Origin of the sequence: Hoeflea prorocentri, assembly GCF_027944115.1 — a bacterium.
In the GTDB taxonomy this organism is placed as follows: Bacteria; Pseudomonadota; Alphaproteobacteria; order Rhizobiales; family Rhizobiaceae; genus Hoeflea_A; species Hoeflea_A prorocentri.
This window is the reverse complement of record NZ_JAPJZI010000002.1, coordinates 402671-428997: the sequence shown is the minus strand read 5'-3', so window position 1 is coordinate 428997 and position 26327 is coordinate 402671. Positions and strand designations below refer to the sequence as shown.

The 26327-nt window shown below is 58.5% G+C and carries 22 protein-coding genes; 16 read left to right on the top strand and 6 right to left on the bottom strand.

The genetic code is table 11. The annotated features are described in order from the left end of the window. Nucleotides 1-106: 106 nt before the first annotated feature. From OQ273_RS23570 to OQ273_RS23545, 6 genes are all read left to right on the top strand, one after another. Nucleotides 107-1219, top strand: a complete 1113-nt coding sequence (locus tag OQ273_RS23570) for an efflux RND transporter periplasmic adaptor subunit (RefSeq protein ID WP_267993550.1) — start codon at nt 107-109, stop codon at nt 1217-1219. Further along, nucleotides 1216-4350: an efflux RND transporter permease subunit gene (locus OQ273_RS23565; RefSeq protein ID WP_267993549.1), complete on the top strand. Its 3135-nt coding sequence runs from the start codon at nt 1216-1218 to the stop codon at nt 4348-4350. Before OQ273_RS23570 ends, OQ273_RS23565 begins: the two co-directional genes overlap by 4 nt. A 115-nt stretch (nt 4351-4465) precedes the next feature. Further along, the gene (gene pseI, locus OQ273_RS23560; protein WP_267993548.1) at nt 4466-5521 is read left to right on the top strand and encodes a pseudaminic acid synthase; all 1056 of its coding nucleotides are present in this window, start codon (nt 4466-4468) and stop codon (nt 5519-5521) included. Nucleotides 5522-5550: 29 nt separating this feature from the next. Then, nucleotides 5551-6129 carry a UDP-4-amino-4,6-dideoxy-N-acetyl-beta-L-altrosamine N-acetyltransferase gene (pseH, locus tag OQ273_RS23555; protein WP_267993547.1) on the top strand — a complete coding sequence of 193 codons (579 nt, stop codon included), beginning with the start codon at nt 5551-5553 and terminating at the stop codon, nt 6127-6129. A 23-nt stretch (nt 6130-6152) separates the two neighbouring features. Then, nucleotides 6153-6584, top strand: a complete 432-nt coding sequence (locus OQ273_RS23550) for a hypothetical protein (protein ID WP_267993546.1) — start codon at nt 6153-6155, stop codon at nt 6582-6584. A 147-nt stretch (nt 6585-6731) separates the two neighbouring features. Then, nucleotides 6732-8678, top strand: coding sequence for a tetratricopeptide repeat protein (locus OQ273_RS23545; RefSeq protein ID WP_267993545.1), 1947 nt, complete (start codon nt 6732-6734; stop codon nt 8676-8678). 51 nt (nt 8679-8729) lie between these two features. Here OQ273_RS23545 and OQ273_RS23540 read toward each other — a convergent pair whose 3' ends face one another. The 3 genes from OQ273_RS23540 to OQ273_RS23530 are packed head-to-tail and all read right to left on the bottom strand — an operon-like array spanning nt 8730 to nt 11615. After that, entirely contained in the window at nt 8730-10409 is a 1680-nt protein-coding gene (locus tag OQ273_RS23540) for a GMC family oxidoreductase (protein ID WP_267993544.1), read from the bottom strand. A 32-nt stretch (nt 10410-10441) separates the two neighbouring features. Next, the gene (locus OQ273_RS23535; protein ID WP_267993543.1) at nt 10442-10882 is read right to left on the bottom strand and encodes a cupin domain-containing protein; all 441 of its coding nucleotides are present in this window, start codon (nt 10880-10882) and stop codon (nt 10442-10444) included. Nucleotides 10883-10928: 46 nt separating this feature from the next. After that, nucleotides 10929-11615 carry a FadR/GntR family transcriptional regulator gene (locus OQ273_RS23530; RefSeq protein ID WP_267993542.1) on the bottom strand — a complete coding sequence of 229 codons (687 nt, stop codon included), beginning with the start codon at nt 11613-11615 and terminating at the stop codon, nt 10929-10931. Between the two features lie 204 nt (nt 11616-11819). On the opposite strand from OQ273_RS23530, the gene OQ273_RS23525 reads away from it, so the two are divergent. The 7 genes from OQ273_RS23525 (at nt 11820) to OQ273_RS23495 (ending at nt 20729) form a co-directional block, all read left to right on the top strand. Continuing rightward, on the top strand, nt 11820-12938 hold the full coding sequence (locus OQ273_RS23525) for a mandelate racemase/muconate lactonizing enzyme family protein (protein WP_267993541.1): 1119 nt from the start codon (nt 11820-11822) through the stop codon (nt 12936-12938). Between the two features lie 40 nt (nt 12939-12978). Then, nucleotides 12979-14490 (top strand): aldehyde dehydrogenase family protein, encoded by a 1512-nt coding sequence (locus OQ273_RS23520; protein ID WP_267993540.1) that lies wholly within the window; start codon nt 12979-12981, stop codon nt 14488-14490. A 103-nt stretch (nt 14491-14593) separates the two neighbouring features. Next, complete coding sequence (locus tag OQ273_RS23515) at nt 14594-15943, top strand: ABC transporter substrate-binding protein (protein ID WP_267993539.1); 1350 nt, start codon at nt 14594-14596, stop codon at nt 15941-15943. A gap of 16 nt (nt 15944-15959) precedes the next feature. Continuing rightward, nucleotides 15960-16883, top strand: coding sequence for a carbohydrate ABC transporter permease (locus tag OQ273_RS23510; protein WP_267993538.1), 924 nt, complete (start codon nt 15960-15962; stop codon nt 16881-16883). After that, the gene (locus OQ273_RS23505) at nt 16880-17683 is read left to right on the top strand and encodes a carbohydrate ABC transporter permease (protein ID WP_267993537.1); all 804 of its coding nucleotides are present in this window, start codon (nt 16880-16882) and stop codon (nt 17681-17683) included. The genes OQ273_RS23510 and OQ273_RS23505 overlap by 4 nt, the downstream gene beginning before the upstream one ends. Before the next feature lie 133 nt (nt 17684-17816). After that, nucleotides 17817-18905 (top strand): ABC transporter ATP-binding protein, encoded by a 1089-nt coding sequence (locus OQ273_RS23500; protein ID WP_271292130.1) that lies wholly within the window; start codon nt 17817-17819, stop codon nt 18903-18905. A gap of 216 nt (nt 18906-19121) precedes the next feature. Beyond that, on the top strand, nt 19122-20729 hold the full coding sequence (locus tag OQ273_RS23495; RefSeq protein ID WP_425493439.1) for a GMC family oxidoreductase: 1608 nt from the start codon (nt 19122-19124) through the stop codon (nt 20727-20729). Between the two features lie 213 nt (nt 20730-20942). On the opposite strand, the gene OQ273_RS23490 is transcribed toward OQ273_RS23495, so the two are convergent. Then, complete coding sequence (locus OQ273_RS23490; protein WP_267993535.1) at nt 20943-21389, bottom strand: MarR family winged helix-turn-helix transcriptional regulator; 447 nt, start codon at nt 21387-21389, stop codon at nt 20943-20945. A gap of 123 nt (nt 21390-21512) precedes the next feature. Here OQ273_RS23490 and OQ273_RS23485 point away from each other — a divergent pair, with 123 nt between their 5' ends. Genes OQ273_RS23485 through OQ273_RS23475 form a run of 3 tightly spaced genes read left to right on the top strand, consistent with a single transcriptional unit; the run spans nt 21513 to nt 24333 of the window. After that, nucleotides 21513-22532 (top strand): TRAP transporter substrate-binding protein, encoded by a 1020-nt coding sequence (locus OQ273_RS23485; RefSeq protein ID WP_267993534.1) that lies wholly within the window; start codon nt 21513-21515, stop codon nt 22530-22532. Nucleotides 22533-22535: 3 nt separating this feature from the next. Further along, complete coding sequence (locus tag OQ273_RS23480) at nt 22536-23039, top strand: TRAP transporter small permease (RefSeq protein ID WP_267993533.1); 504 nt, start codon at nt 22536-22538, stop codon at nt 23037-23039. Further along, a complete protein-coding gene (locus tag OQ273_RS23475; protein WP_267993532.1) occupies nt 23029-24333 on the top strand; it encodes a TRAP transporter large permease in 1305 nt (434 codons plus the stop codon). Before OQ273_RS23480 ends, OQ273_RS23475 begins: the two co-directional genes overlap by 11 nt. Nucleotides 24334-24478: 145 nt before the next feature. Here the strand turns inward: OQ273_RS23475 and OQ273_RS23470 are convergent, their stop codons facing one another. Both OQ273_RS23470 and OQ273_RS23465 read right to left on the bottom strand, forming a co-directional pair. Beyond that, entirely contained in the window at nt 24479-25783 is a 1305-nt protein-coding gene (locus OQ273_RS23470) for a TRAP transporter large permease (RefSeq protein WP_267993531.1), read from the bottom strand. Further along, nucleotides 25780-26307 (bottom strand): TRAP transporter small permease, encoded by a 528-nt coding sequence (locus OQ273_RS23465; RefSeq protein WP_267993530.1) that lies wholly within the window; start codon nt 26305-26307, stop codon nt 25780-25782. Before OQ273_RS23465 ends, OQ273_RS23470 begins: the two co-directional genes overlap by 4 nt. Between the last annotated feature and the right edge of the window lie 20 nt (nt 26308-26327).

Sequence of the window (26327 nt, the reverse complement as noted above, 5' to 3'; positions counted from 1 at the left end):
ACAGGAATGCGCAAGGAAGACCAATCTTTCCGCAATTGTCCAGCCCCGCGAAACCCACAAATGCTAAGCTGTTACGTGGGGTGATTCTCCTTATGGGGACAGGAATATGAAAACTATTCGCTTCGTTTCAGCCTGCGCACTGCTGGCGGCAACGATCGGGAATATCGCCCATGCGCAGGAATCCGGCGTACCAAGCGTCGTGATTGCGACCGTCAAGGGCACAATCGTCAGCCAGATCGAGAGCTATGTCGCGCGGGTAGCGGCGATCAACACGGTCAATGTGGAGGCGCGGGTCACCGGATATCTTGAGACAAGGAATTTCACCGAAGGCAGTTTCGTCAAAAGGGGAGATCTGCTCTATCAGATCGAGCGTGGTCCTTTCGAGGCCGCGGTCGCCCAGTACAAGGCCGATGTCGAGGGTGCGGAAGCAACGCTAAAGAACGACACGCTCGATCTTGAGCGCCAGACATATCTGCTGAGCAAGGGCGACGTTGCGCAAACCGTCGTGGATGCTGCGACCGCGACCCTGGGCGTCTCCCGTGCCGCAACCGCCAACGCGCGGGCCGAACTGGAGGCCGCGCAAATAGATCTCGGTTACACGAGAATTTACAGCCCGATCGACGGCCGGATCGGCATCAGCGCCATAGACGTCGGCAACGTTGTCAGCACCGACAGCGGAACACTCGCCACCATTAACAGCGTCGATCCGATACACGTCATTTTCTACATCAGCGAACGGGATCTGCTGGAGGAGCGGCGAAACGGCCTGATCACCGGCGGTTCGTCAACGTTCGCCGCAACGCTCACGCTCGCAGACGGCGAAACCTATCCTCAAAAGGGCGCGGTGGTCTACGTGGACACCGAAGTCCAGGAAACGACCGATACGATCGAACTTCGCGCCAGCTTCCCCAATGCCGATTCCGTTCTGCTACCGGGCCAGTTTGTTTCCCTGACGCTCGAGAACCCGAACGCCCAACCCATCGTCGCCGTCCCGCAGGCCGCGCTCCAGCTCGACAAGGAGGGACACTTCGTCTTCGTGGTCAACGACAAGGACACGGTTGAGCGCCGCAATGTCTCGGTCGGCAGGACAAAGGGCACCCTTCTGGAGATTGAGAAGGGATTGACCGACGGCGAGAGGGTGATCGTCGAAGGTCTCCAGAAAGTCCATGCGGGGCAACAGGTCAAAGCGGTCACCGCCCAGGGGCAGAGCGACCAATGATCTCCGAATTCTTCATCGACCGTCCGAAATTCGCGGTCGTCATCGCAATACTGACGATGCTTGTCGGAGCCATTGCCATTCGCACTATCCCTGTCGCTCAGTATCCGGACATCGCTCCGCCGCAAATCTTTGTTCATGCGACTTATCCCGGCGCCAATGCCGAACTCGTTCAGGAAGCAGTTGCCGCGCCGCTTGAGGAGCAGATCAACGCGGTCGAAAACATGATGTACATGTCGTCATCGAGTTCGAATGACGGCAGCTATTCGCTTGCTGTTACTTTCGATCTTGGGACCGACCCGGATGTTGCTGCCGTTAATGTGCAGAACAAGGTGACACTGGCCTCGCCGACCCTGCCCTCATCCGTTACCCAGCAAGGCGTCAGCACCACAAAGCAGTTCGGCGACATGCTGATGATCTTCAACCTGCTGTCCAGCAATGAAGATCATGACGCCCTGTTTTTGGGCAATTACGCAGTCGATTTCGTGGTGGATGCCCTGACCCGCGTCGAAGGTGTTGGAAACATCTCCATGATGGGCAGTCTGGAATACAGCATGCGCATCTGGATGCAGCCGGATCGCATGGCGGCGCTGAACATAACAGCCAGCGATCTGTCGACGGCGATCCAGAACCAGAATGTTGAGGGCGCGGCCGGCGAAGTCGGTGCTCCGCCCTTTGGTTCAACCAGGCCGGATTTCCAGTACACGTTGCAAGGCCAGGGACTGCTCGACACCGCCGAGGAGTTCGAGAATATCATCGTTTTGTCCAATGCGGACGGATCCATTGTACGCCTGAAAGACATCGCGCGTGTGGAACTTGGCGCTCAGAACTATTCCGCGTCGACAAAATTTAACGGTCAGCAGACCGCATCTATCGCCGTCTACCAGGAGAGCGGCGCCAACGCCATTGACGTGGCCGAAGCCGTTACCGCGGAAATGGATCGTCTGTCTGAGAAGTTTCCTTCGGGCATGCGCTATGCAACGGCTATGGACGTCACAAGGGCGGTGCGGGTCTCGATCGAGGATATTATCTTCACTCTGGCCATCACCACAGTCCTTGTGATCGGCGTGACATTTGCCTTCCTGCTCAGTGCCCGGGCGACCGCCATCCCAGCCATCGCAATCCCGGTCTCGCTTCTCGGCGCGGTCGCGGTCATCTATCTGATCGGCTTCAGCGCCAACATGATCACGCTCTTTGCGATGGTGCTGGCGATCACGCTTGTGGTCGATGACGCGATCGTCATTATCGAGAACACCGAGCGTATCATGGAGGAAGAGGGCCTTGAGGCGCGCGAGGCGACAAGCAAGGCCATGAAGCAGGTCACACGGCCGATTATTGCCACCACCTTCGTTCTCGCTGCGGTCTTCATTCCCGTGTGTTTCTTCCCGGGCATCACCGGGAAAATCTATCTCCAGTTTGCGTTGACCATAACCATTGCGTTCATGATCTCGGCGGTCAACGCGCTGACGCTCGGCCCCGCCCTGTGCGCCTCCCTTCTTAGCCGGTCTTCCCGCAAGCCGGCCGGGTTTCTGAGACGCATTCCGCAGTTTGTAGAGCGTCTGCGGGACCGGTATGTCCGCCTGGTCGCACTCATGATCCGCCATATCGCGGTCTCGCTCATGATCCTTGCTGCGGTTACGCTAGCGACGGTCTACATGTTTCGCACCGTGCCGACGGGGTTCATTCCGACCGAAGACAGCGGCACGCTGATGGCAAGCATCGAACTGCCGGACGGCGCTTCGCTGTTGCGCACTCAAGCCGTCATGGACAGGGTGACGGAACTCACACGCGACACGCCCGGCGTCGACAAGATCACCGCCATTTCCGGCGTCAGCAGGTTTACCGGCGCGGGTTCCAACGCGGGAATGGTCATCTATGCCTTGAAGCCGTGGGACGAACGAACCACACCGGAACTCCAGTGGCCGCGCATCCAGGCCGACATCAAGTCGCGGCTCGACACCTTGCCGGAGGCCACCGGCTTTGTCTTTTCAATGCCGGCCATCCACGGAGTCGGCTCGACAAACGGTGTCTCGGCGCAATTGCTGGACTATGCAGGCGGCGCAATCACCGATCTGGAAGCCGTCAAGAATGCCCTCGTCACCGCATTGAACGCGGCGCCGGAGTTCGATCAGACCTTCAGCAGTTTTTCCGCCAACACCCCGCAATACTCCTTGTCCATCGACCGGGACCGGGCGCAGACGCTCGGTGTGGATATCAGCGATATCTTCACTGCGTTGCAGGCGAACCTCAGCGCCCTCTACGTCAACAACTTCATCAGGAATGGCCGTGTTTACTGGGTCATTATTTCGGCGGATGCTGAATTTCGCCAGTCCATTGAAGATGTCGGCAGCATCTACGTGAAAAATGGCGATGGCGACATGTTGCCCCTGAGTGTTCTTGTCAGCACCGACGCAACCATCGGACCTGCGGCAATCGAACGTTACGATCTTTTCCAGACGGCATCCGTCAACGGTCAGCTGGCCGATGGCGTCAGCACCGGCGAAGGGATCGCCGCCATGCAGGAAATCGCCGACAAAACACTTCCGGACAACTATGGCATCACCTGGTCCGGGGTAACGCTTCAGGAGGTCGAGGCGGGCGGGCTGGTCGTATCTATCCTCCTTCTGGCGGTCATATTCGCCTATCTTTGCCTGGTCGCCCAATATGAAAGCTGGACATTGCCGCTGTCGGTCATGGTTTCGACCGTCTTTGCGCTTTTCGGTGCACTGCTGCCCCTCGCCTTCATCCCCGGTCTGGACAACAATATCTACACACAGGTCGGCATGGTCCTGTTAATCGGCCTTGCAGCTAAAAAGGCGATCATGGTGGTCGAGTTCGCCAAGAGCCGGCACGATGACGGGATGGACATAACCGAGGCCGCGCTGGCGGCGGCAAGACTGCGTTTCAGGCCGGTCACCATGACCGGTCTGTGCTTCATCGTCGGTGTCCTGCCACTGGTCTTGTCCAGCGGCGCCGGCGCCGCCGGCCGCATCTCCATCGGTTATCCCGTTTTCTTCGGAATGATCGTCGACAGCACGATTGGCCTGCTGATGATCCCGGTTCTCTATGTGGCATTTCAGAGGATGCGGGAAAAAATCAGGGCGCGCTTGCATCGCGCGCCTGCCCGCGCATGATGTCCGATACTGCTCCAGCGCATATAGTGTTGCCCGGGCTTGGGCGGGTGACCTATCGTTCGGTCCGACGCCATCAGCACGCCGCCGGCCACCGTTACACATCGGAACAGATGAAATGACCGCACCGATCAGAATAGACGGAAGGACCATAGGCGCGGACGCCGCACCCTATGTCGTTGCCGAGATGTCGGCCAATCACAACGGACGCATCGAGAACGCATTCAAAATCATTGATCTCGCCAAGGAAGCCGGCGCGGACGCCGTCAAAATGCAGACCTATCGCCCGGATACGATCACACTCGCCTCCGACAGCGATGAGTTCCTGATCAGGGACGGGCTTTGGGCAGGACGCAGCCTCTATGATCTCTACGAATGGGCACACACACCATGGGAATGGCATGAACCGCTGTTCGACCATGCCCGCAAACGCGCAATAACCTTGTTCAGTTCGCCCTTCGACACGACTGCTGTCGACCTTCTGGAGGATCTCGGAGCGCCGGCCTACAAGATCGCCTCCTTCGAAGCCGTTGATCTGCCATTGATCAAATATGCCGCCGCGACCGGCAAACCGATGATCGTTTCAACCGGCATGGCCGACATCGAGGAAATCGAGGAGGCCATTGCTGCAGCCCGGGACGCCGGGTGCAAGGAACTTGCCATTCTTCATTGCGTCAGCGGCTATCCAGCGCCGCCCGGCGACTACAATCTGAAAACCATTCCCGACATGATCGAGCGCTTCGGCTGCGTGACGGGGCTGTCCGACCATACCCGGGATAACACAACGGCTATCGCAAGCATCGCGCTCGGTGCCGCGATCATCGAAAAACATGTCACGCTCGACCGTAATGGTGGAGGGCCGGACGACAGTTTTTCACTTGAAGCGGACGAACTGGCGGCCTTGTGCACCGACAGCAAGACGGCATGGTCGGCCCTCGGCGGCGTTGATTACGGAAAACAATCGAGTGAAGCCGGCAATGTGAAATTTCGCCGCTCGCTCTATTTTGTCGTCGCCCTGAAACAAGGGGACATAATCAGCAATAAACATGTCCGCAGCGTCCGTCCGGGCTACGGACTGGCTCCGAAATATCTGGATGATATTGTAGGCAGACGCGTTACACGCGATATCACAATCAACGAGCCGGTGTCCTGGGATGCACTGGAACAACGCTAGGCTCCGGTGCCGGCGAGGCGGATAAACACATGCAATCGGTCGTCTTGCGAAAGATCGCGCAATGTACGGATGAACAAAAAAGCGCCATGCGGCTGGTCAGGAACCAGCCCTCGGTCCGCACATCCATGTATACCGATCACGAGATTACATCAGAGGAGCACCTGGCTTGGCTCGAGCGTACGCTGAACGATCCGAACCAGATCTTCTTCATTGTTCTCGTCCACAACAATGTCGCCGGCGCGGCAAGTATCAATGCCATGGATCGCCGACACAAAAAGGCCGATTGGGCCTTCTATCTGGACGAAAATCAGCGCGGCGGGCTGGGCGCTGCCATCGAATTTGCCCTGATCAACCATGTGTTTGACGATTTGGCGCTTGAGAAACTCAACTGCGAGGTTCTGGAGACCAACCCGGCCGTGGTGAAAATGCACCAAAAGTTCGGCTTCGAGCGGGAAGGACTTCGCCGTTCGAATGTCATCAAGAATGGCGAGCGGATCGGCGTTCATTTTCTGGGCCTGACAAGGCCGGACTGGTCAGCGCGGCGCGGCAATGTTGAGGAAAACCACCGGTCTGTGCTCGATCGTTTTTCCGTGATCATCGAGGAATAACCACCCACTCATTGGAAAATGCCATGATGACCCTGGAAGAAATCATACCCGATGACGAGCAGGTGCACGCCCTCTACCGGCTGCTGAAATCGCGCAAGCACGGCATCAGCCACAAACAGAACCCGTCCTTTGTCGAACATGACGAGTTCGTCCGCACTCATCCCTACCGTGCCTGGTTCCTTGTCCAAGACGCCGGCAACTGCATCGGCTCGGTTTACCTCCACGCCGACAACTCCATCGGCATTCATCTTGAAGACGGCAAACTGGACGAACATCTCAAGCCGGTACTGCACGAGATAATGCAGCGCTTCGAGCCGCTTCCGGCGGTCAAGTCGGTCAGGAACGGGAGCTTCTCGATCAACGTCGCGCCGACGGATTCGGCACTCATGGCGGCGCTGGAAAAACATGGCCTTGCCGTCGCGCAGGTCACCTACATCGTTGGCGCAATCGACTGAGTGCATCAGCCACGCACAAGTTTCATCCTCTAATCGTGGGACCGGAAAAAGAAACAGGGACGATTGGCTGCTTCAGCTCCGGACAAAGGCTTCAAGATACGATCCGCTTGCGCCCGCAAAGCCTGAGCAAACCGGTCGGCTGCGCCAATGACGAAACTCGCCCGCAAACCCGTTCACAAGAACGCGCCTCCGCAGAAACTGCTGAAGAAAATCCACGCGCTGCAAAAACGCGGACAGTTCGCAGAAAGCAAGCCGCTGTGTGATGCGCTGGAAGCGCAGGGCTTCGAACATCCCGATTTCCTGCACCTCCACGGGCTTGCCATGACGGCCAGCAAGGAGCTTGAGGGCGCGCTGGTCAAGGTCTATGCGGCCCACCAGCAAAAACCCAACGACGCAATGATCATGAATACGCTCGGCGTCATCATGTTGCAGATGAAGGAACTTGAAGCATCTATCGAGCTCTTCAAGAAGGCCACGAAGGCCAATCCCGATCTTTACGATCCGTGGAAGAACCTTGGCATCGCGCTGCGCCACGCCGAACGCTTTCCCGCCGCCGAAGTGGCGTTCAAATGCGCCTATATGCGCGACCGCACGCAGATCGAGCCCCTCTTGAACATTGTCTATATGCTCATCGACAGCCGGCACTACAAAAAGGCCGAGGAGGTCATGGACACCCTGCTTGAGGCCGCCCACACGGTAACGCCAAGCCTTCGCCTGAAGCGCATGCACATTGCCGCCCGGCTGGAGGATTTTGATTACATCACCAGCAACCGCGACCGCATAGACCGGACCGGCCTGACACTCGACGAGACGGCCGAGCTTGACAATATCTGGGCGAGCTATCTTCAGACCCACGACCGTTATGACGAGGCAATCGAGACGCTCGAACCATGGGTCAGCCGCGATACGATCCACCAGGAGCAATGCGTCACATCGCTGGGCCTTCTTTATGCCGAGACCGGCAAGCTTGAAGAAGGCATCGCCTATCACCAGGACCTGCTCGGCAAAAACCCCGACCATGTCGCAGGCCGCTTCAATCTTGGCCTGTTGCAGTTCAAAACCGGCGACGTCGCGGAAGGCTACAAAAACTACGAAGCCCGCTGGGAGCGCAGGGAATTTCCATCCAAGCGGCGCAAATTCGACGCGCCGCGCTGGCAGGGCGAACCGATCAAGGGCAAGAAGCTTCTGGTGTGGCGCGAGCAGGGCATCGGCGACGAAGTGCGATATGCATCGATCCTGCCCGAGCTGGAGGCGCTGGGCGGCTCAGTCACGTTCGAGTGCTCACCCAAACTCTCGCCGCTCTGGGACCGCTCTTTTCCCTGGGCACAGATCGAGCATGAAGGTGAAACCGAATGCCGCGGCGACGAAACCTACGCCGATTTCGACTACCAGATACCGATCGGCTCGCTTGGGGCGATCTTCCGCCCGACCGTTGACGATTACGAAAAGAAACAGGTGCCTTGGATCAGGCGCTACACGGAGACCGAGAACCGGGTGCGCCGGGAACTGGCGATCAAGCCCGATGAGACTTTGATCGGCGTATGCTGGCGTTCCTCAAACGTCGTTGCTTCGCGTAACCGCTACTTCCTCGACCGCACGCAACTGGTGCCGCTGCAGGCAATCCCCAACAGTGTCTTCCTGAATGTCCAGTATGACTGCGAACAGGACGAGGTCGACGACATCAGGAAGCTCGGGCTCGACCTCAACCACTACGCCAATCTTGACCAGAAGGAAGACCTCGTCGGCGCCTGCGGCCTGATCGGCGCCTGCGACATTGTCATATCCGTCGGCGTTTCGGTCGCCGACCTGGCGGCCGGTCTAGGGGTTCCGGTTGTCCAGATCGGTAAGAAGAGTTCGGAGATATTCCTCGGGACGGATCACGTTCCTTGGTACCCGACCTGCATGTCGCTTCGCATGGCGCCCGATGGCGGCGAGGAGATGATCACGGACATTGTCAATCGCTGGCCGTCGATCATGCAATGGGCCGAAACGGTGACCACAGCGCAAAGGGATGATTCAGATAATGCCGCGGCAGGCACCGTTCGCTCCGCCGCCTCGGCCCTTGATCTGGAATATGTCGCCCCCGCAGCCTGAGGCCGGCAGACCCCAAAAGGTCAAATCCGGCCCAGGCGCCGGGAGGCGGCTTCACGCATTGTCTGCGCGGATAAGATCTGCCGAACGTTCCGCCACGGCCACTGTCGGGGCCATCGTATTGCCCGACGTGACCGCCGGGAAAACGGATGCATCGACAACTCGGATCCCTTCGAGCCCGTGCAACTTCATCGTCAGCGGATCGGTCACCGCCATCTTGCCGGTGCCCATCGCACAGGTTGATGTCGGGTGATACATCGTCATGCAATGGCTCTTGATGTAGTCGCGTAGTTCATCTTCGCTCTGTAGATCGCGGCCGGGCTCGACCTCCTGACCGACATACTCCTTGAATGCCGGCTGATCGGTAATCTCGCGCATGATCTCGATCCCGCGGATCAGGCGCTTCATGTCGCGGTCGTCCTGACAGAAATTGTGCTGGATCAGGGGCTGTTCATGCGGATCGGCGCTGTGGAGACCGACAAAGCCGCGCGAGTGGGGCCTCAGGTCCGTCGCATGCATCGCCCAACCATGGGTGAAGAAACTGTCGGCCGCCTGAGCGGATGCGATCGTCGTGCAAAAGAACAGCTGTAGGTCCGGGCGCTCGACATCCGGATAGGATTTAACGAAGCCGCCGGCCTCTGCCGTATTGGAGGTAAAGGCGCCGCGCCGGGCAAAAATCCATTTCAGGACATGCCCGATATTCTTGTGCAGAACACGCGGTGACAAACCGTAGGTTTCGTAATTGGTTGCCTCCTGCTTGACCCAGGTGTCCAGGTGATCGTGCAGGTTTTGGCCGACACCCGGTAATTCGTGTTTGACCTCGATCCCCTGCTTGACCAGTTCATGACCCGGGCCGATCCCGGAGATCATCAGCGTTTGCGGCGTATTGAACGCGCCGAGCGCCATGATCACATCGCGCTTGGCTTCGATCGTCTTCTTCTGGCCGCCCTGCTCATAGTCGACACCGGTCACACGCTTGCCGTCGAGATTCAGTTTCAGAACCTTGGCCTCGGTAATGAAGTCGACATTCGACCGGCTGTCGGCCAGCGCCGCATAGCCCGATTGCATACCCCAGCGTTCGCCGCCCTTTTGCTGCAGCCAATGGTAACCGATCCCCTCCTGGTCTTCACCGTTGAAGTCGGGATTGAGCTTGTAGCCGGCTTCCTGACAGGCCTTGAAATAGACCTCGCACATCGGGTTCGGGCTTCGCGGCGGCGCCACATTATAGGGTCCGCCCGTGCCGTGATAGCTGTAGTCCACCAGGTCCTTGAGAAGCTTGCCCTGCATATGGTGATTGGGCGTGTAGTCGGGATTATGGGTGATTTCAAAATTCTCGGACTTGATGAAATAGTTCTTCATCTCATCGCGGGACCAGCCCGTCGCGCCGAGCTCTTCCCAATGGTCGAAGTCCTCCCACTGACCACGAATGACAATCATGCCGTTGATCATCGAAGAGCCGCCCACGGCCTTGCCTCTCGGCAGGTCGAGTGCATTGCCACCCAGTCCCTGGTTCGGCTCGCCCTTGTACATGTAGGTCATTTTCGGGCCGCCAAGAAAGGCAAGGTTCGGCATCATGAAGGTGACCATGCCGAGCGGCATTTTCACGATGGTTTTCTTGGCGTTGTTGCCCTTGCCGTATTCCAGCACGGCAACCCGCACATTCGGATCCTCGCTGAGCCGGTATGCCATAACGCACCCAGCCACACCCCCGCCGACGATAACGTAATCATACATGCGTCTGTCTCCCATCGCCCCCAGTTTGCGAATCAGGCGGAAGCGTTCGCCGTATCGCCTTCAAAAACCTCATAGGGTGAGTCAGTCGGCCATTCGGGCCACAGCGGCACCATCATGATGCCTCCCACGACAATGAGGCGCAGCGGTTCGTCACCTGTATTGACAACACGATGGGTCAGATTGGGGCGCTGAAGCGATGCGCCGCCGGCGACCAGCGGATGCGTTTCCCCATCGATCTCGAGTTCGCCCTTGCCGGAAAGCACATAATAGACTTCCTCGCAGTGGTGACGGTGGATCGGCGAGGCGTGACCCGGATCGATCTCCACCAGTCCCATGCACAGTGTCCGCGCATCAAGGCCGGTATCCGGATAGACTAGTTTCAGGTCGCGGACTGCCTTGTCGGCCTGTTGCATGGGCGCACCGTCCAGAACATCTGCCGGCGTAATCGTTGTCCGTTTCTTTGAAAAGTCCATCTAACTCCCCTTATCTGCTTGTGAGTTGTCATTCGCGAACCAGCACCTAAATGCTGCGCATCGCATCGTTCATATGTTCTTCCATTGCCTTGCGAGCCGCCGCCGCATCTCCTGACGCGATGGCCTGCGCAATGGCCATATGTCCCCGGGCGGCCAGTTCGCGGCCGTGCCCGTCGCGCAGTGTTCTCATTCTCAAAGGCTCGGTGCGGTCAAGGCATGTGGTCAGCAGCTCAATGACGAGGACATTTTCAGTCAGCGAAGCGATCTCGCGATGAAACCGGGCATCAATCTCCGACAGCTCCTCGAGCGGCCCCGTTTCAAGCTCCCTGGCCAGATCAATCAGCCGTTGCGCACCCTCGGAGGTGACTTTTTTTGCCGCCAGCTCCACGATGCCCGACTCAACGATCCTGCGCATCTCAACCATCATCCCAAGGGATTCCCCACGGCCGCTCAGCCAATTGTCCAGTGATGAGGCTTTGCGCACTGCAGGATCGACAACATAGATGCCCTTGCCATGGTGCACGTCGACATATCTTTGCGCCTGAAGAAGCTGAATCGCTTCCCGTACCGCAACGCGTGAAACGGAGAACGTTTCGCTCAACTTTCGTTCGCTCGGCAATTGGGCATCCGGTTCGATAGCGCCGGATTCGATGCGGTCGCGGATCATGCCTGCAACTTGAACCGGAAGCGGCGCACGCCGCAGCGTTTCAAATTCAAATGGGTCCTGAGCCATGCTGTTTTTCCTGCGGTAAAGTTGGTGACTGGAGAATCAATATTTTCTCACAGATCACCTCCAAGACCATGTGGATAGGTAACATTTCCGATGCATCTTGTCAGTGGTCCTACCACATGATATGAGAAGTCACAAGATTTTTTAAACAAGCCTAAAACGCCAACCCAAAGCACGGGTTGCGATGTAAAAAGGGAGGCAGCTTTGATGCGCATAAAGGGCGTACACTATGTCCTGTGCCGAATGGAACTCGCCGCGCCCATTCCACTTTCCTGCGGATCACTGACGCATCGAAATTTTGGCCTCGTCCGCGTGGAAACCGAAGGCGGCATCACTGGATGGGGCGAGACATCCATCAACTTCCCCCCATGGACCTACCGGGAACGGGCGGCAACGATCGAAGAGGGGTTGGCGCCGCTTCTTGAGGGCGAAGACGCAAGCGATGTGCTGCGGCTGCGCGACAAGATGGTTGCCGCCACCCGCCCGTTTACCCGCATGTGGTCCGAGGGCGCGATCGCGCAGGCGATCTCCGGCGTCGAAATGGCCCTTTGGGATGCGCGCGGCAAGGAGCTGTCACAACCGGTGGCGAGCCTGCTTGGCGGCATATGCCGGAAGGAATTCGATTGTTATGCGACGGGCCTGCGCGCCGATGATCCGGTGCGTGGCGCACTCGATGCCATCAATGACGGCTACCGTGCCGTCAAAATCCGGGTCGGTTTCGGAGATGACAAGGATATTGCCGTCGCCCGCGCCGTGCGCGAAGCAATCGGGCCTGACATAGCCCTGCTGATCGATGCCAACCAGGCCTTCGACCTGCCGCGGGCCAGAAAGATGATCGGCCTGCTCGGCGAAGTCGACCCTTATTGGATCGAGGAGCCGGTCCTCAGTGACGATTTTGAGGCACAGGCCCGCCTTCGCAGCGAGTTTCCGGATATTGCGTTTGCCTGGGGTGAGAATGCATTTCGCCTGTCGCACTACCGCCATGTCGCGGAAAAAGGACTGGCCGATTACCTGATGCCTGATCCCTGCCGGGGCGGCGGCATGGGCACGGCACTTGACGCGGCACGCATCGCCAATGCCGAAGGGCTGCCTGTTTCGGCCCATCATTACGGCTCCGATCTCGGCTTTGCCGCCATGTTGCACATCATGGCCGCCTGCGAACGGTCGGATCTTGTTCTGCGTGACGTCGCCGCTGCTCCGCTGCGCGATGACATCGTGGTGGAGGATCTTGTTCCGGTCGGCGGCAAGGTGACGCTGCCCGACGGCCCCGGCCTTGGCGTTACACCCGATGAAAAAGTAATCGCCGCAACGCAGTTCAAATTCTGAGAAGGACGCAAACCCCAATTCCCGGGAGCAGGATTTTAAGATGAACAAGCCAGTATTGTATCACGAGTTGTCCACAATGAGCGCCGCCGTACGGTCGTTCCTGGACAGGCCGAAGCAACTCTTCATCGGCGGGGAGTTCGTCAATAGCGCCGCAAGTGAAACCATCGAAAGCGAGGACCCCGGGCTTGGAACAATCCTGGCCGAGGTGCCGGCGGCCAATCAGGCCGATGTCGACGCTGCTGTGGATGCCGCACGTCGGGCGTTCGAAGGCGAATGGTCGGCAATGGTGCCGGCCGCACGTGCGGCCTGTCTCTTCAAGATGGCCGATCTCATCTATGAAAACCTTGACGAGCTTGCCGAACTGGAGGGCCTCGACACCGGAAAACCGGTCAGCATCGCCAAAGCGCTCGATATCCCTTTTTCTGCCGAGGTTTTTCGTTATTATGGCGGTTGGGCGACGAAGATTAAGGGCTCCACCCTCGATTTGGCACTGAACCCCGAGGCGTTTCACGCCTACACTCGCGTCGAACCGGTTGGCGTTGTCGCCGGTATTATCCCGTGGAATTTTCCGTTCGCTCAAGCTGCGTTCAAGATTGCACCGGCCCTTGCTGCCGGCTGCACAGTTGTCTTGAAACCGGCCGAGCAGACACCGCTATCGGCCTTGCGTCTTGCCGAACTGGCTGCTGAGGCCGGATTCCCGGCAGGCGCGGTCAATGTGCTGACGGGTCTTGGCCACACCACCGGTGCTGCGCTGGCCGCGCATCCTGGTGTCGACAAGGTGACATTCACCGGCTCAACGGAGATCGGCCGCCGCATTGTCGAGGCCTCCGGCACATCCAATCTCAAACGGCTGACGCTGGAACTCGGCGGCAAATCGCCGGTCATCATTTTTGCCGATGCCAATATGGACCGGGCGATACCAACCGCTGCCGCGGCCATATTCGGCAACTCCGGACAGGTCTGCAATGCCGGCTCGCGTCTCTACGTGGAAGAAAGCGTCTTCGATCGGGTTGTCGAGGGCATCGTCAAGATCGGCGAGGACATGCAACTCGGCTGTGCAATGAACGAAGCCAGCCAGCTTGGACCGCTTATGTCTTCGGTTCAGCTTGGACGGGTCAGCTCGCTGGTCGACGAAGCCCGCAATGAGGGCGTTTCGGTCCTTAGCGGTGGCGGCCGGGAAGGCGACAGGGGCTATTTCTATTCACCAACCGTTTTAACCGGCATGAAACAGGATTCGCGCATCGCACGCGATGAGATCTTCGGCCCTGTGCTTTGCGCGATGAAGTTCGATGGCGATGAAGCCATTCTTCAGCAGGCCAACGACACGGATTATGGGCTGGCTGCATCGATCTGGACGGGAGATTCCGGACGCGCACACCGCATCGCCCACGGTGTTCGGGCCGGCGCGGTCTGGGTCAACGCCTTCGGCGTCTTCGACCCGAACCTGCCGTTCGGCGGTTATAAGGAATCCGGCTGGGCACGGGAGTTTGGAATTGAAGGCCTTGAGGCTTTCCTCGAGACAAAGGCCGTCAGCATGTACATCGGAGAATGAGGCGTCTCTGGCATTTTGTGATTATTGAAATCGCAAAAGGGAACCGGCGCTGAGGACGCCGGATCCGAAAAACCCGAACCGTTTGATCCAAAGGGAGGAAACCATGACAAAGGTCACACAAAAGGATCTCAAACAGATCGAGAAGACAAAAAACGGCATAACCCGCCGAACGTTCACACGGGGCGCGCTTTCAGCGGCCCTGGCGGCGCCGTTGCTCGCCAACCCGGCCTTCGTAACGCGGCTGCGGGCGATGGACTACTCCGGCAAGAAGCTGAAAGTCATGATCAACCAGCCGCATGCGGGTTCAATTGACCCGTTGTCGGCAGGCTTTGCCGAGTTGACCGGCGCTGAGGTCGAAGGCGTTCCGATTCCTTACGATCAGCTTCGTGCACAGGCAACGCTCGATGTAGTCTCCGGCACCAATGAATTCGACGTATTCGAATATTTCTACACTGATATTGAAGCCATGGTGAAAGACGGCGTGCTGGCCGACATCACCGACAGGATTGAGGCGGACAAGGGCGTCATCGATCCCGACGACTTCCTCGGCTCCCTCTACGACACCTACACGCTTGTTGGCGATCGCCGTTACGGCCTGCCCTATGACGGCGACACGCATGTCCTGTTCTACAACACGGAACTGTTCGACAAGCATGGCCTCAAACCGCCGAAGACATGGGACGATTACCGGAACGCGGCCGAAACAATCACTGCCGCTGAGAAGGACAACGGCATTTATGGCGCACTGATCCTTGCGCAACAGGTTCCCGTCATTATCGGGTCAAGTTATGCCAACCGGCTTGGAGGCTTTGGCGGCGACTTCATGGATGCAGATGGCAAACCGACCATGGCGACCGATGAAGCGATCGCTGCGGCACAGGCCATGCTCGATGCAGCGCCGCATGCCACACCGACACCGCTGGAGACGGCATTCGGCAACTCCATACCGCTGTTCCTTGGCGGTCAGGCCGGCATGATCGAGTTCTGGACGGATATGGGCACCTGGGCTGAAGATCCGGAGCAGAGCAAGATCGTCGGCAAATGGGGTGTCGTCCCCATGCCGGTGGGCGGATCGAACAAGGTCCACCGTCCCGCGATGAATGCCGGCTTTGGATTCGGCGCCTCCACCGGCGCCAAGGATGGCGACATGGCTTGGGAATTCGTCAAGATGGCCTCGTCCAAGGATTTCCACCTGTCGGTTCTGACCAACAACAAGACCGGTGTCGATCCAACACGGCGCTCCGCAATTCCTGCTTACAAGGAATTCGCACCGAAACAGGGCGAAGTTGTCGAGCAGGCGATCATGGATGCCTTCCCCTGGCCGCGCAATCCGGAATCGCCGGAACTGATGCAGTCGTTGACGGACGAGCTTGGCCTCATGCTGGCCGGCAACAAGACCGCCGAACAGGCAATGACGGATACCCAGGCTTCCTGGGAAAAGATCCTGGGCTAGGACAGGGAATCCTCCATTGCCAAACACGGCATCTGAACTGAACGCCGCCCCGCGCAAATCATTGCGTACGGGGCGGCACATCGCTTGGCTTGCGGCGATGCCCATGATCATGGGCATCGGCGTCTTTGCCCTCTATCCCTTCGTTTATCTGATCGCGCTTGCCCTGACGGACAGCAGCCTCGCACGCCCCTTTCAGGAATGGACGGGCCTTGCGAACTTTGCCGACGCATTGTCTGACGAGCTGTTTGTCGGCTCCGTGTGGCGCTCTGCCCTATTGGCGCTTTTATCGACGGCAACCGCAATGTTGCTGGGCACCGCCGTCGCGCTGCTTCTCGACAAAGCGGTCCGGGGGCGCGACCTCATTCGAACCCTTATTTTGCTGCCGCTTCTGACACCGCCGGTCACCGCCGCGATCATGTGGCAGCTGATCCTTATGCCGCAGGGCGGCTGGCTGAACGCCGTGCTCAGCGATCTGTCGATAATTTCTTCGCCGGTCAGCTTTCTGGGCCATCCATCATCGGCCTTTGCCTCGGTTCTGACTGTCGATGTGTGGCAGTGGAGCCCGTTCGTCGCACTGATGGTTTATGCCGCATTGCAGACTTTGCCGAGGGAAGTCTTCGAGGCCTCGCGTCTGGACGTACGATCCAACTGGACGGTCTTCCGTTACATCACGCTGCCGATGCTTCTACCCGCGCTTCTTGGCATTGCGGTGTTGAAACTGGTCATTTCGTTCAAGGTGTTCGATCTGATTTTCGTTCTCACCGCAGGCGGCCCGGGACAAGCCACAACGGTCTCCAGCTTTTACATCTACCGCGTCGCCGTGCAGCAGTTCGATATCGGGCTGGCGGCAGCCCAAACGCTGATGTTTGCGCTCGTCGTGGGTCTTGCCACCGTGCCGTTCACGGTTGCGCATGACAAATCCGAGGAGAAGCTGTCATGAAGCGTCGATATTATGTCCCGCTCATTGTGGTCGTTCTGGCTTTCTTCACCTTTCCCGTCATCTTCATGGCGCTGGTGTCGCTCAAGGGGCAGGCTGACATCTCTACCGGCGATATTTTTCCAACTGTTCTTTTCTGGCAAAACTATCCAGCGGCATTTGAATCCGTCGCGCTTGCCAAATATCTGCGCAACTCCGCCATTGTCGCGACCTGTGGTGCCGCCTTCACGCTGATCATTGCCGTCCCGGCCACGCACGCAATCGTGCGCTTCGGCCTTGGCAAGTCCTGGCTGCCAGCGACCATCCTTGGAACCTATGTCGCGCCGCCAATCGTCGCGCTGTTTCCCCTCTTCTTCCTTCTGAAAAGCCTGGGGCTCGTCAATACCCATCTCGGCATGATCATCGTCTACGGCGTCATGAACCTGCCGGTTGCGTTCTGGTTGCTGTCCTCATTCATCAGGCGTTTGCCGACGGAAATTGAAGAAGCCGCCAGGGTTGACGGGATCAGCTATTGGCGCACGCTTCGCTCCATCGTCATTCCGCTGCTTATGCCCGGCATAGCCAGCACCGGCATCATCTGCCTGATCTTGAGCTACAACGAGTTTCTCTTCGCATCGTTTCTGGCCCGCAGCGAAGACACCCAGACCGTGCCCATCGGCCTGTCGCTGTTTCAGGGCGATCGCCAGCTCCGGTTCGGACAGATTGCCGTCGCATCGCTTGCCGCCATGCTGCCCATCTACCTGCTCGCTGTGTTCTTCCAGCGCTGGCTTGTCGGCGGCCTGACCAGCGGAGCGGGAAAATGATCGGGCGCCGACAAGATCCGGCGGCAACAAACCGGCCTCACAACGGACCGAGGCCGCAAAACGAGAACATACAAGGTAATGCGCGGCGGCTTGACGGCCCTTTCTGGGTCAAGCTGCCAAGGGAGGGTGCGCTTTGGCTGGAATTCGCCTGAACAACGTCAAAAAACGGTATGGCACGCAACAGGTCATCCACGGTGTCGATCTGACGATCGAGGATCAGGAGTTCGCGGTTTTTGTCGGCCCGTCCGGCTGCGGCAAGTCCACGCTTTTGCGCATGATTGCCGGGCTGGAGGAAACAAGCGAGGGCGAAATCTGGATCGGCGACCGCGAGGTCACTCATCTTGCGCCAGTCGACCGCAACGTCGCCATGGTTTTCCAGTCCTATGCGCTCTATCCGCACATGACGGTCGAGCAAAATATGAGTTTCGCGCTGACAGCAAACGGCATGGACAAGGCGGAAGCCACCCGCCGCGTCGACGCGGCGGCGAAGATTCTCCATATCGAGGATTATCTTGCCCGTAAACCCGCCGCCCTTTCGGGTGGTCAACGCCAGCGCGTTGCGATCGGCCGGGCTATTGTCCGCGATCCTGAAGTCTTCCTTTTCGATGAACCGCTATCCAATCTCGACGCGGAACTGCGGGTCCATATGCGCTTCGAGCTTGAACGCCTGCACAAGCGGCTGGACGCGACGATGGTCTATGTCACCCACGATCAGGTTGAGGCGATGACGCTCGCCGACAAAATCGTCGTCCTGCAGTCCGGTCTTATTGAACAGGTCGGAACGCCGCTGGAATTGTTTGACGATCCCGACAATCAGTTCGTGGCCGGCTTTATCGGCGCGCCGAAAATGAACTTTGTGCCGGCAACTGTGTCGGAAATCAGCGAAGCCGGCGTCACCGTGACGCTGCCGTCTCTGGGCTCGGCGCAACTGACCAAAAAGGTTGAGACCAAGGCACTCTCAAAGGACCAGACCATCACGCTCGGCGTGCGGCCGGAACACTTTTCCTTTGAAAGCTGCCCCGGCGCTCAGATCAAACTGCAGTGCGAACTGGTGGAGCAGTTGGGCGATATCGCCTACCGTTACGCAGAATCCGAAAGCGGCGAACGGCTGATCATCGGCTTGCGCGACGACCGCACCAGCAAGGAAGGCGAGAATTTCGAAACCTTCATCCCCGCCGAACGTGCATTCCTCTTCGATGAGCAAGGCGGGCGCATCCGTTAGGCAGCCTTAAAACCGGCCCTGCCCCGGCAGCCACTGCTAGTGTTTTCGTTTGTCGCCATCCGCCGGCGACGGATACGACCAAAGCCTTACGAATTCGACAGGATTGCCTATCGACCGGAGGGATTGCCTGCTCCATGATGGGCTGTCGCGACGATCCGCCGGATCGTCGCAAGGCACGAAAGACATGTGGAGCGGGGCTTGGCGGACCATCAGACAATTAGGGACGACGGCACTTATGACTATGTCATCGTCGGCGCCGGCACGGCCGGCTGCGTGCTCGCCAACCGGCTGAGCGCGGATGCGTCAAAACGGGTGCTCCTGCTCGAAGCGGGCGGTTCCGACAATTACCACTGGGTGCATATTCCCGTCGGCTATCTCTATTGCATCGGCAATCCGCGCACCGACTGGATGATGCGGACCGTGGAGGAACCGGGCCTCAATGGCCGCAGCCTCGTCTATCCACGCGGCAAGGTGCTCGGCGGCTGCTCTTCGGTCAACGGCATGATCTATATGCGCGGCCAGGCAGCCGACTACGACCATTGGCGCCAGACCGGCAATGTCGGCTGGGGTTGGGACGACGTCCTGCCCTATTTCCTCAAATCCGAAGACAATTACCGCGGCGCGACACCGATGCACGGCGCCGGCGGGGAATGGAAGGTCGCGCAGCAACGGCTTTCCTGGGACATTCTTCGCGCCGTTCAGGAGGGTGCGAAGGAATTCGGCATCATGCCGCGCGACGACTTCAACAATGGCAACAATGAAGGGTCCGGCTTTTTCGAGGTCAATCAGAAAGGCGGCGTGCGTTGGAACACGGCCAAGGGCTTCCTTCGCCCGGCGATGAAAAGGGACAATCTTCGCGTTGTGACCGGCGCAATGACGCAAGCCATCCGCTTTGAAGGCAAGCGTGCGGTCGGCGTAACTTACCGGCGCGGTGGCCAGAGCTTTTCCGTCACCGCCAAGGCAGAGGTGATCCTGGCCGCCGGCGCGATCAATACACCCAAGCTTCTTGAGCATTCCGGCATCGGCCAGCCCGGGCGACTGCAGGCGCTCGGCATCGATGTGCACCACGCATTGCCGGGCGTTGGCGAGAACCTGCAGGATCATCTGCAGCTCAGAACCGTCTTCAAGGTCAAGAATGCTGATACCCTGAACACCAGGGCGGGCAGCCTGATCGGCAAGGCCGGCATCGCATTGCAATATTTCCTGACCCGAAGCGGACCGATGTCGATGGCGCCGAGCCAGTTCGGAATGTTCACCAAATCGGACCCCTCGAGGGCAACACCGGACCTTGAATATCACGTCCAGCCGCTTTCCACCGACCGGCTGGGCGATCCGTTGCATCCCTTCCCGGCGATCACCGTTTCGGTCTGCAACCTGCGGCCAGAAAGTGTCGGCACATGCCATGTGGCATCTACCGATATTGAGCAACAGCCGGAAATTCGACTGAACTATCTCTCAGCCGCGGCCGATCAGACCGTGGCCGTGGCAGCACTGCGTCAGGCACGCACGATCATGACGGCAAAGGCCCTCGCGCGCCATGAACCGGAAGAGATCCTGCCCGGTCCGCGCCATCAAAGTGACGACGAACTGGTCGAGCAGGCCGGAAACATCGGTACGACGATCTTCCATCCCGTCGGCACCTGCAAGATGGGCGCGGACCCGATGGCCGTCGTTGACGCCGATCTTACCGTTCACGGGATGGACGGCCTGCGGGTCGTCGACGCGTCGATCATGCCACGGATCGTCTCCGGCAATACGGCTTCTCCGGTGGTCATGATCGCCGAAAAGGCCGCTGATATGATCAGGGTGCGTGCAACCGGTTAGAATGTGCAGGCCTTGCCAATCCTTCTCAAACGGGCGCGTCTGCCCGCTGGGGCTCGACAGTTCCAGGCGGTCGGGCCTTACCATTGCAGCATCCGACAATCGGTCCCTCAGCCGGCACTAGAATGACTGTTCGCCAGCCCGCCACATATCCGGCGTCCGTCAGGCGGATGACAGGTTGCAACGCATCGGCCGTGTTTGAATTTGAATGCCCAGTCAAAGCCGCATCAGCGTGGCATTTTCGCCTTCCGTCAACCGGTCGATGGTTTGCATGAAACTGTCGTAAGCCAGCGGCTCGAGCTTTTCGGAAAAATGCGAGTTCAGCTCCCGGACCAGCCCGTGACAGGCCTCCATGAGCCGCCTGCCCTCATCGGTCAGATGCACCTCGGTTACCCGGCCATCACGATCAATACCATTGCGTTGAAGCAGGCCGCGTTGCTCCATGGATTTCAAGAGCCGGGAGACTGCCGGCCGGGCAATGCCGATATAGCTTGCAAGCCCCGATGGCGTTGTTACACCCTCCATGCCGACCCCACGCAGAACGCACCACATCAGCCGCGTGATGCCATACTCGCCAATCTGCTTTTCAAGACGCGCCTCCATCAGCCGGGCCAGCCGGGTCACCTTGTATCCGATACGGTTGTGGAGTGTGAAATCTTGCAAGGTGTCTCCCTCCGATTTCCGCTGCAAACGCAGTTGACAGCTTCGCCGTCAATGCCGATTATCTCGTTAACATAGATAACTACCATTGTTAATTATACATAATGAGTTCTGGGAGGGATTGGTATGAAGTCTGTACGAGGCCTGAAATGCGCCATGATCGCAATCGTGGCCGTTGCTGTTTCCGCGGTCCTGCCAGTCGCCAGCGTGTCCTCCGCCGGCGAACTGAAGGCGGCGCATTTCATGCCGCCGATGCATCCGATGGACCGCGGCGTGATGACGCCTCTGTCGGAAGAGCTGGCCGAGGTGACCGGCGGGGAGCTGACCATCCGTATCTATCCGGCCGGGGAACTCGGCAAAGGTCCCGTGCAGCAGTATAAACGCGTCGTCACCGGCGTTGCGGACATTGTCTTCGGCATCCCGGCCTATACGCCAACCCAGTTCGACAAGACCGTGATGATCCACATGCCCGGCCTGTTTGCGAGCGGTGAGCAGGCCACCAATGCACTATGGGACAATCTTGAAGCCATTGAAGACGAATATGCCGAGACCAAGCTGCTCGGCCTTTGGGCCAATAACCCATCGGTGCTGATCACCCGCGACAAACCGGTCCGCACGCTGGCTGATATCGAGGGGCTCAAGATCCGCACGCCCAATCCGGTCATGGCCGAAGTGGTGAAGGCCTGGGGCGGTATTCCGGTCTCCATGCCAACGCCCGACATCTATAACTCCATGAACACGGGCGTAATCGACGCCGTCATGATCGGGCCGTCGGGCATTCGCTCCTACAAGCTCAATGAAATCGGCAAATATGCCACCGTGAATATCCCCTCCGCAGTCGACAGTTTCTATCTGCTGATGAACAAGCAGAGCTGGGACGGCCTGAGCGACGAACACAAGGCGAAACTCAGCGAACTGATCGGTCGCGACCTCAGTCTTCGCGGGGCAAAGGCCTTTTATGAAGCAGGCCAGGCCGGCATCCAGCTTGCCCGCGACAGCGACGTCGAAATCATCGAGATCGACGGCGCAGCCGATGCCGATTTCCGGGCCGCGATGGCCGACGCGCTTGATGCGCTGATCGAAAAGACCTCCAAGGAAACAGGCACCGACGCCCGCAAGATCATAGCCGGATTCTCCGGGCAATAGGGCATGTCCGGCGACAGGGAGAGCACCAGCCAGCCAGGTGATCCGGGCGGCTGGCGGCAGTGGGTAGAGGCACCGCTGATTGCATGTGGCGGCATTACCATATTCGCGATGATGTTCCTGTCCGTCAGCGATGCGCTTCTGCGTTCGCTGTTCGACGCGCCGATTTTCGGTGCCAATGATTACACCCAGGTCATTCTGTCGATTGCCGTATCGATCAGTCTGCCGCTTTGCGTCCTTGCCGGCCGGGTGATCGCCATCACCACGCTGGTCGCCCTCTTTCCGGACCGCTTGCGCCGGCCGGTCGACCTGGCCGTTTCACTCGCGGGCGCGGTGATGATGGGCTATCTCGCCTGGCGCGCCTTCCTCAACGCCCGGGAAGCCGCCCGGTTTGCCGAAACCACCCTGTTGCTCCAGCTGCCGCTCGACACATCCTATTACGCCATTGCAGCCGGCGGCGCCCTGTCAGCTGTGTTGCTTTTGACCGAAAGCGGGCGCCATGAGCACTGAACTGCTGGGGCTCGCCGGCTTCGGCGTCCTGTTTGCCTTGATGGCCATCGGAACCCCCGTCGCCATCGCCTTGCTGATCGTCGGTTTTGCCGGCACGTTCCTGCTGTCCGGTTTCCAGGCGGCTGCCTATACGCTGAGCGGTCAGGCCTTTGCGACGGTGACGGTCTACGAACTGTCGATCATTCCGCTGTTCATCCTGATGGGCAACCTCGCCTCCGCCGCCGGACTGAGCCGTGACCTGTTCGACGCTGCCTATCGGCTGATCGGTCATCTACGGGGCGGACTGGCCGCCGCCACCATTCTCGGCTGCGCCGGTTTTGCCGCCCTGTCCGGTTCATCCATTGCCTCTGCGGTCACCATGGGCAAGGTCGCCTACCCGCAAATGCGGCGCTACCGTTACGGCGAGCGGCTGGCCACCGGCTCGATCGCCGCCGGCGGCACGTTGGGCATTTTGATCCCGCCATCCACTGGCTTCGTCATTTATGCGGTGCTCACCGAGGAATCCATCGGCCGCTTGTTCATGGCGGGCGTCCTGCCCGGCCTGCTGCTGACAAGCCTCTTCCTTGTGGCCATTGCGCTGGTCACCCTGCTGACGCCGGAAGAAGGACCCAGGGGGCCGGTCTTCAACCTGCGCGAAAAACTCACAAGCATGTTTCGCGCCACCGGCATACTGACAATCATCATAATTACCATCGGCGGCATCTATACCGGCTTCTTCACGCCCGTCGAGGCAGCCGGGGTCGGCGCCTGCTTTGCCCTCATAATGCTGATCGCCCGCGGCAAATGTACCCTGCGCACCCTTTGGGGCGCCAGCGCCGAAACGTTGCGCACCACGGGCATGGCATTCTTCATTCTCATCGGTGCCAATGTGTTCGCACCCTTCGTCGCCCTGTCCCACCTGCCGGAGACCATTGCCGGCGCCATGACCGGACTGGCGCTCGGTGCTTATGGGACGCTGGCGATCATCTTGTTCGGTTACGTGGTGCTCGGCATGTTCATCGAGGGCCTGTCGCTGCTGGTCATCACGCTGCCGATTGTTTTTCCGCTGGTTGTCTCGCTCGGTTTCGACCCGATCTGGCTTGGCGTGATCATGGTGATCGTCCTGGAGATGGGCCTCATCTCGCCGCCAATCGGCGTCAATGTCTTTGTCGTCAAGAGCATCGTGCCGGATGTGAAGATCGAGACCATCTTCGCCGGCATCATGCCGTTCTGGCTCGCCATGGCAATCGCCCTGATCATCCTCGTTATCGTACCCGAAATCGCGCTGATACTGCCCAACGCCATGTACAATTAGCGCGGAAGCGACAGACAAGCTCGCACTGAGATAGTCACCGAGCAGGCGACGCATCCGATCTGCTAGACAAAAAACCCTCGATGCACGGACCCTCAAACCGGACCACCCGAGGAGGACACGCCAGCCAACACGGCCAGACCATGAGTCACATCAGTGATGGCAGGAAGAGAGAAATTTGCGGAAACGCGACGATAAGTGCAAAGGCCGCGATGTCCATCAGTATAAACCACCAAATGCCGCGAAATATCGCCTGAAGGCTAACCAGGTTTCCAAGCGCACCTTTGATGACATATACGTTCAAGCCAACCGGAGGCGTTACCAGCCCTATCTCGAGTAACTTGATCACTATGATGCCGAACCAAATAAGGTCCATTCCGGCTTCATTGACCACTGGCAGGATTATTGGAAGCGTCAGAAGCAGGAGACCGATCGAGTCAACAAACATGCCAAGCAAGACATACATTCCGGCAATCACCAGAATGATTATCAAAGGGTTATGGCTGATACTCAGCATGAGTTCCGCCAAATACGTCGGAACACCGGCCAGGGCGACAAATCGCGTCAACAACACGGTTCCGATCACAACGATAAAAATACCGGCTGTTCCCGAGAGGGTACGCATCATGGCCTCCTGGGCCACGGCCATTGACAAACTTCCTCTTAGTGCCGCGATAAGGAAAGCCAGAAATGCTCCGACTGCGCCTGCTTCTGTTGGTGTAAAGACGCCAATAAATATACCCGCGAGGACGCCCCCGATTAGAACCGGGAGCGGCCAAACTTCTCTCAAGGCTTCAAAAATCTCCCGCATATGCGGGTGTTCTTTGAGCGGCGGTGCAAGCTCTGGATTTGAGGAAGCACGCGCTACGATCATGCCCATGTAAAGTGCGGCCGACAGGATGCCGGGCAAAAAACCCGCTACGAATAATTTTGCGATAGAGACTTCTGCAAAGTAGCCGTAAAGAACCAGCAAGATGCTTGGTGGTATAAGCGAGCCGAGTGTTCCCGATGCTGCAATTACACCGCTTGCGAGCCCAGGCTCATATTTATATTTGAGCATCTCCGGAGTTGCGATACGTGCCATCGCCGAGGATGTTGCAACACTTGAACCGGATGCCGCCGCAAACAGCGCGCAAGCACCAACACTTGCAACACCCAGACCGCCCGGCAGTCGCGAGAGGAGGAGCCTCATGAAGCGAAACAACCCCGCGGTCAAACCGGCCGAGGAGGCGACATAACCCATCAACAAAAACATCGGCACGGCAGAGAGATTCCAGTCTCCGACAAAGCTATACGGGACCGCTGTTACAATTCCCCAAGCTGCTTTCATGTTGAGGATAGCGGCAATTCCGAAAAAAGAGATGAGACCGAGAGCAACGCCGATCTGAACGCGAAACACCATCAACAACAGGCCAATACCCAATCCGGTGAACCCGATAACCAAGTTACTCATTTCGTTTCGTCTTCTGTCAATTCCGGAGTCTCGGGCTCTGGATCAAAATGGGGATTCACCACGGCTTGAAACGCGTGGTTCAGGCAGATCAGGGCAGTCGCAGAAAGGCCTATGGGGAGAAACCATCGGCTCGGCCAGATGGGTACCAGGGAAGTACCCATCATCACCTCACCGATATGAGTTGCCCGCACCGCGTCAATCGCGGTTTGGTAGGCCAAAATTCCGAAGAACGAGGCCGCCGCAACCGAAGCCAAGCTGTACACAATTGTCTGTAGGCGGCGAGGCAGCATACGGTAGAACAAATCTACATTGATATGCTCATGCCTCATTTCGACCATTGCCAATGGCAAGAACACAACAGCGACCATGTAGTAAAAGGACACGATCTCAAGGTTGTTCTCGATCGGTGCATTGGCGACGTATTTCAGCACCACATCGGCAACCACTTGAAGCATCATGAGTAACAAGCATGCCATCGCGATGTACGATAGAAACCAGCTGAACCGGTTCAACACCAATTGCATTGTGAATCGCTCCCAGAGCG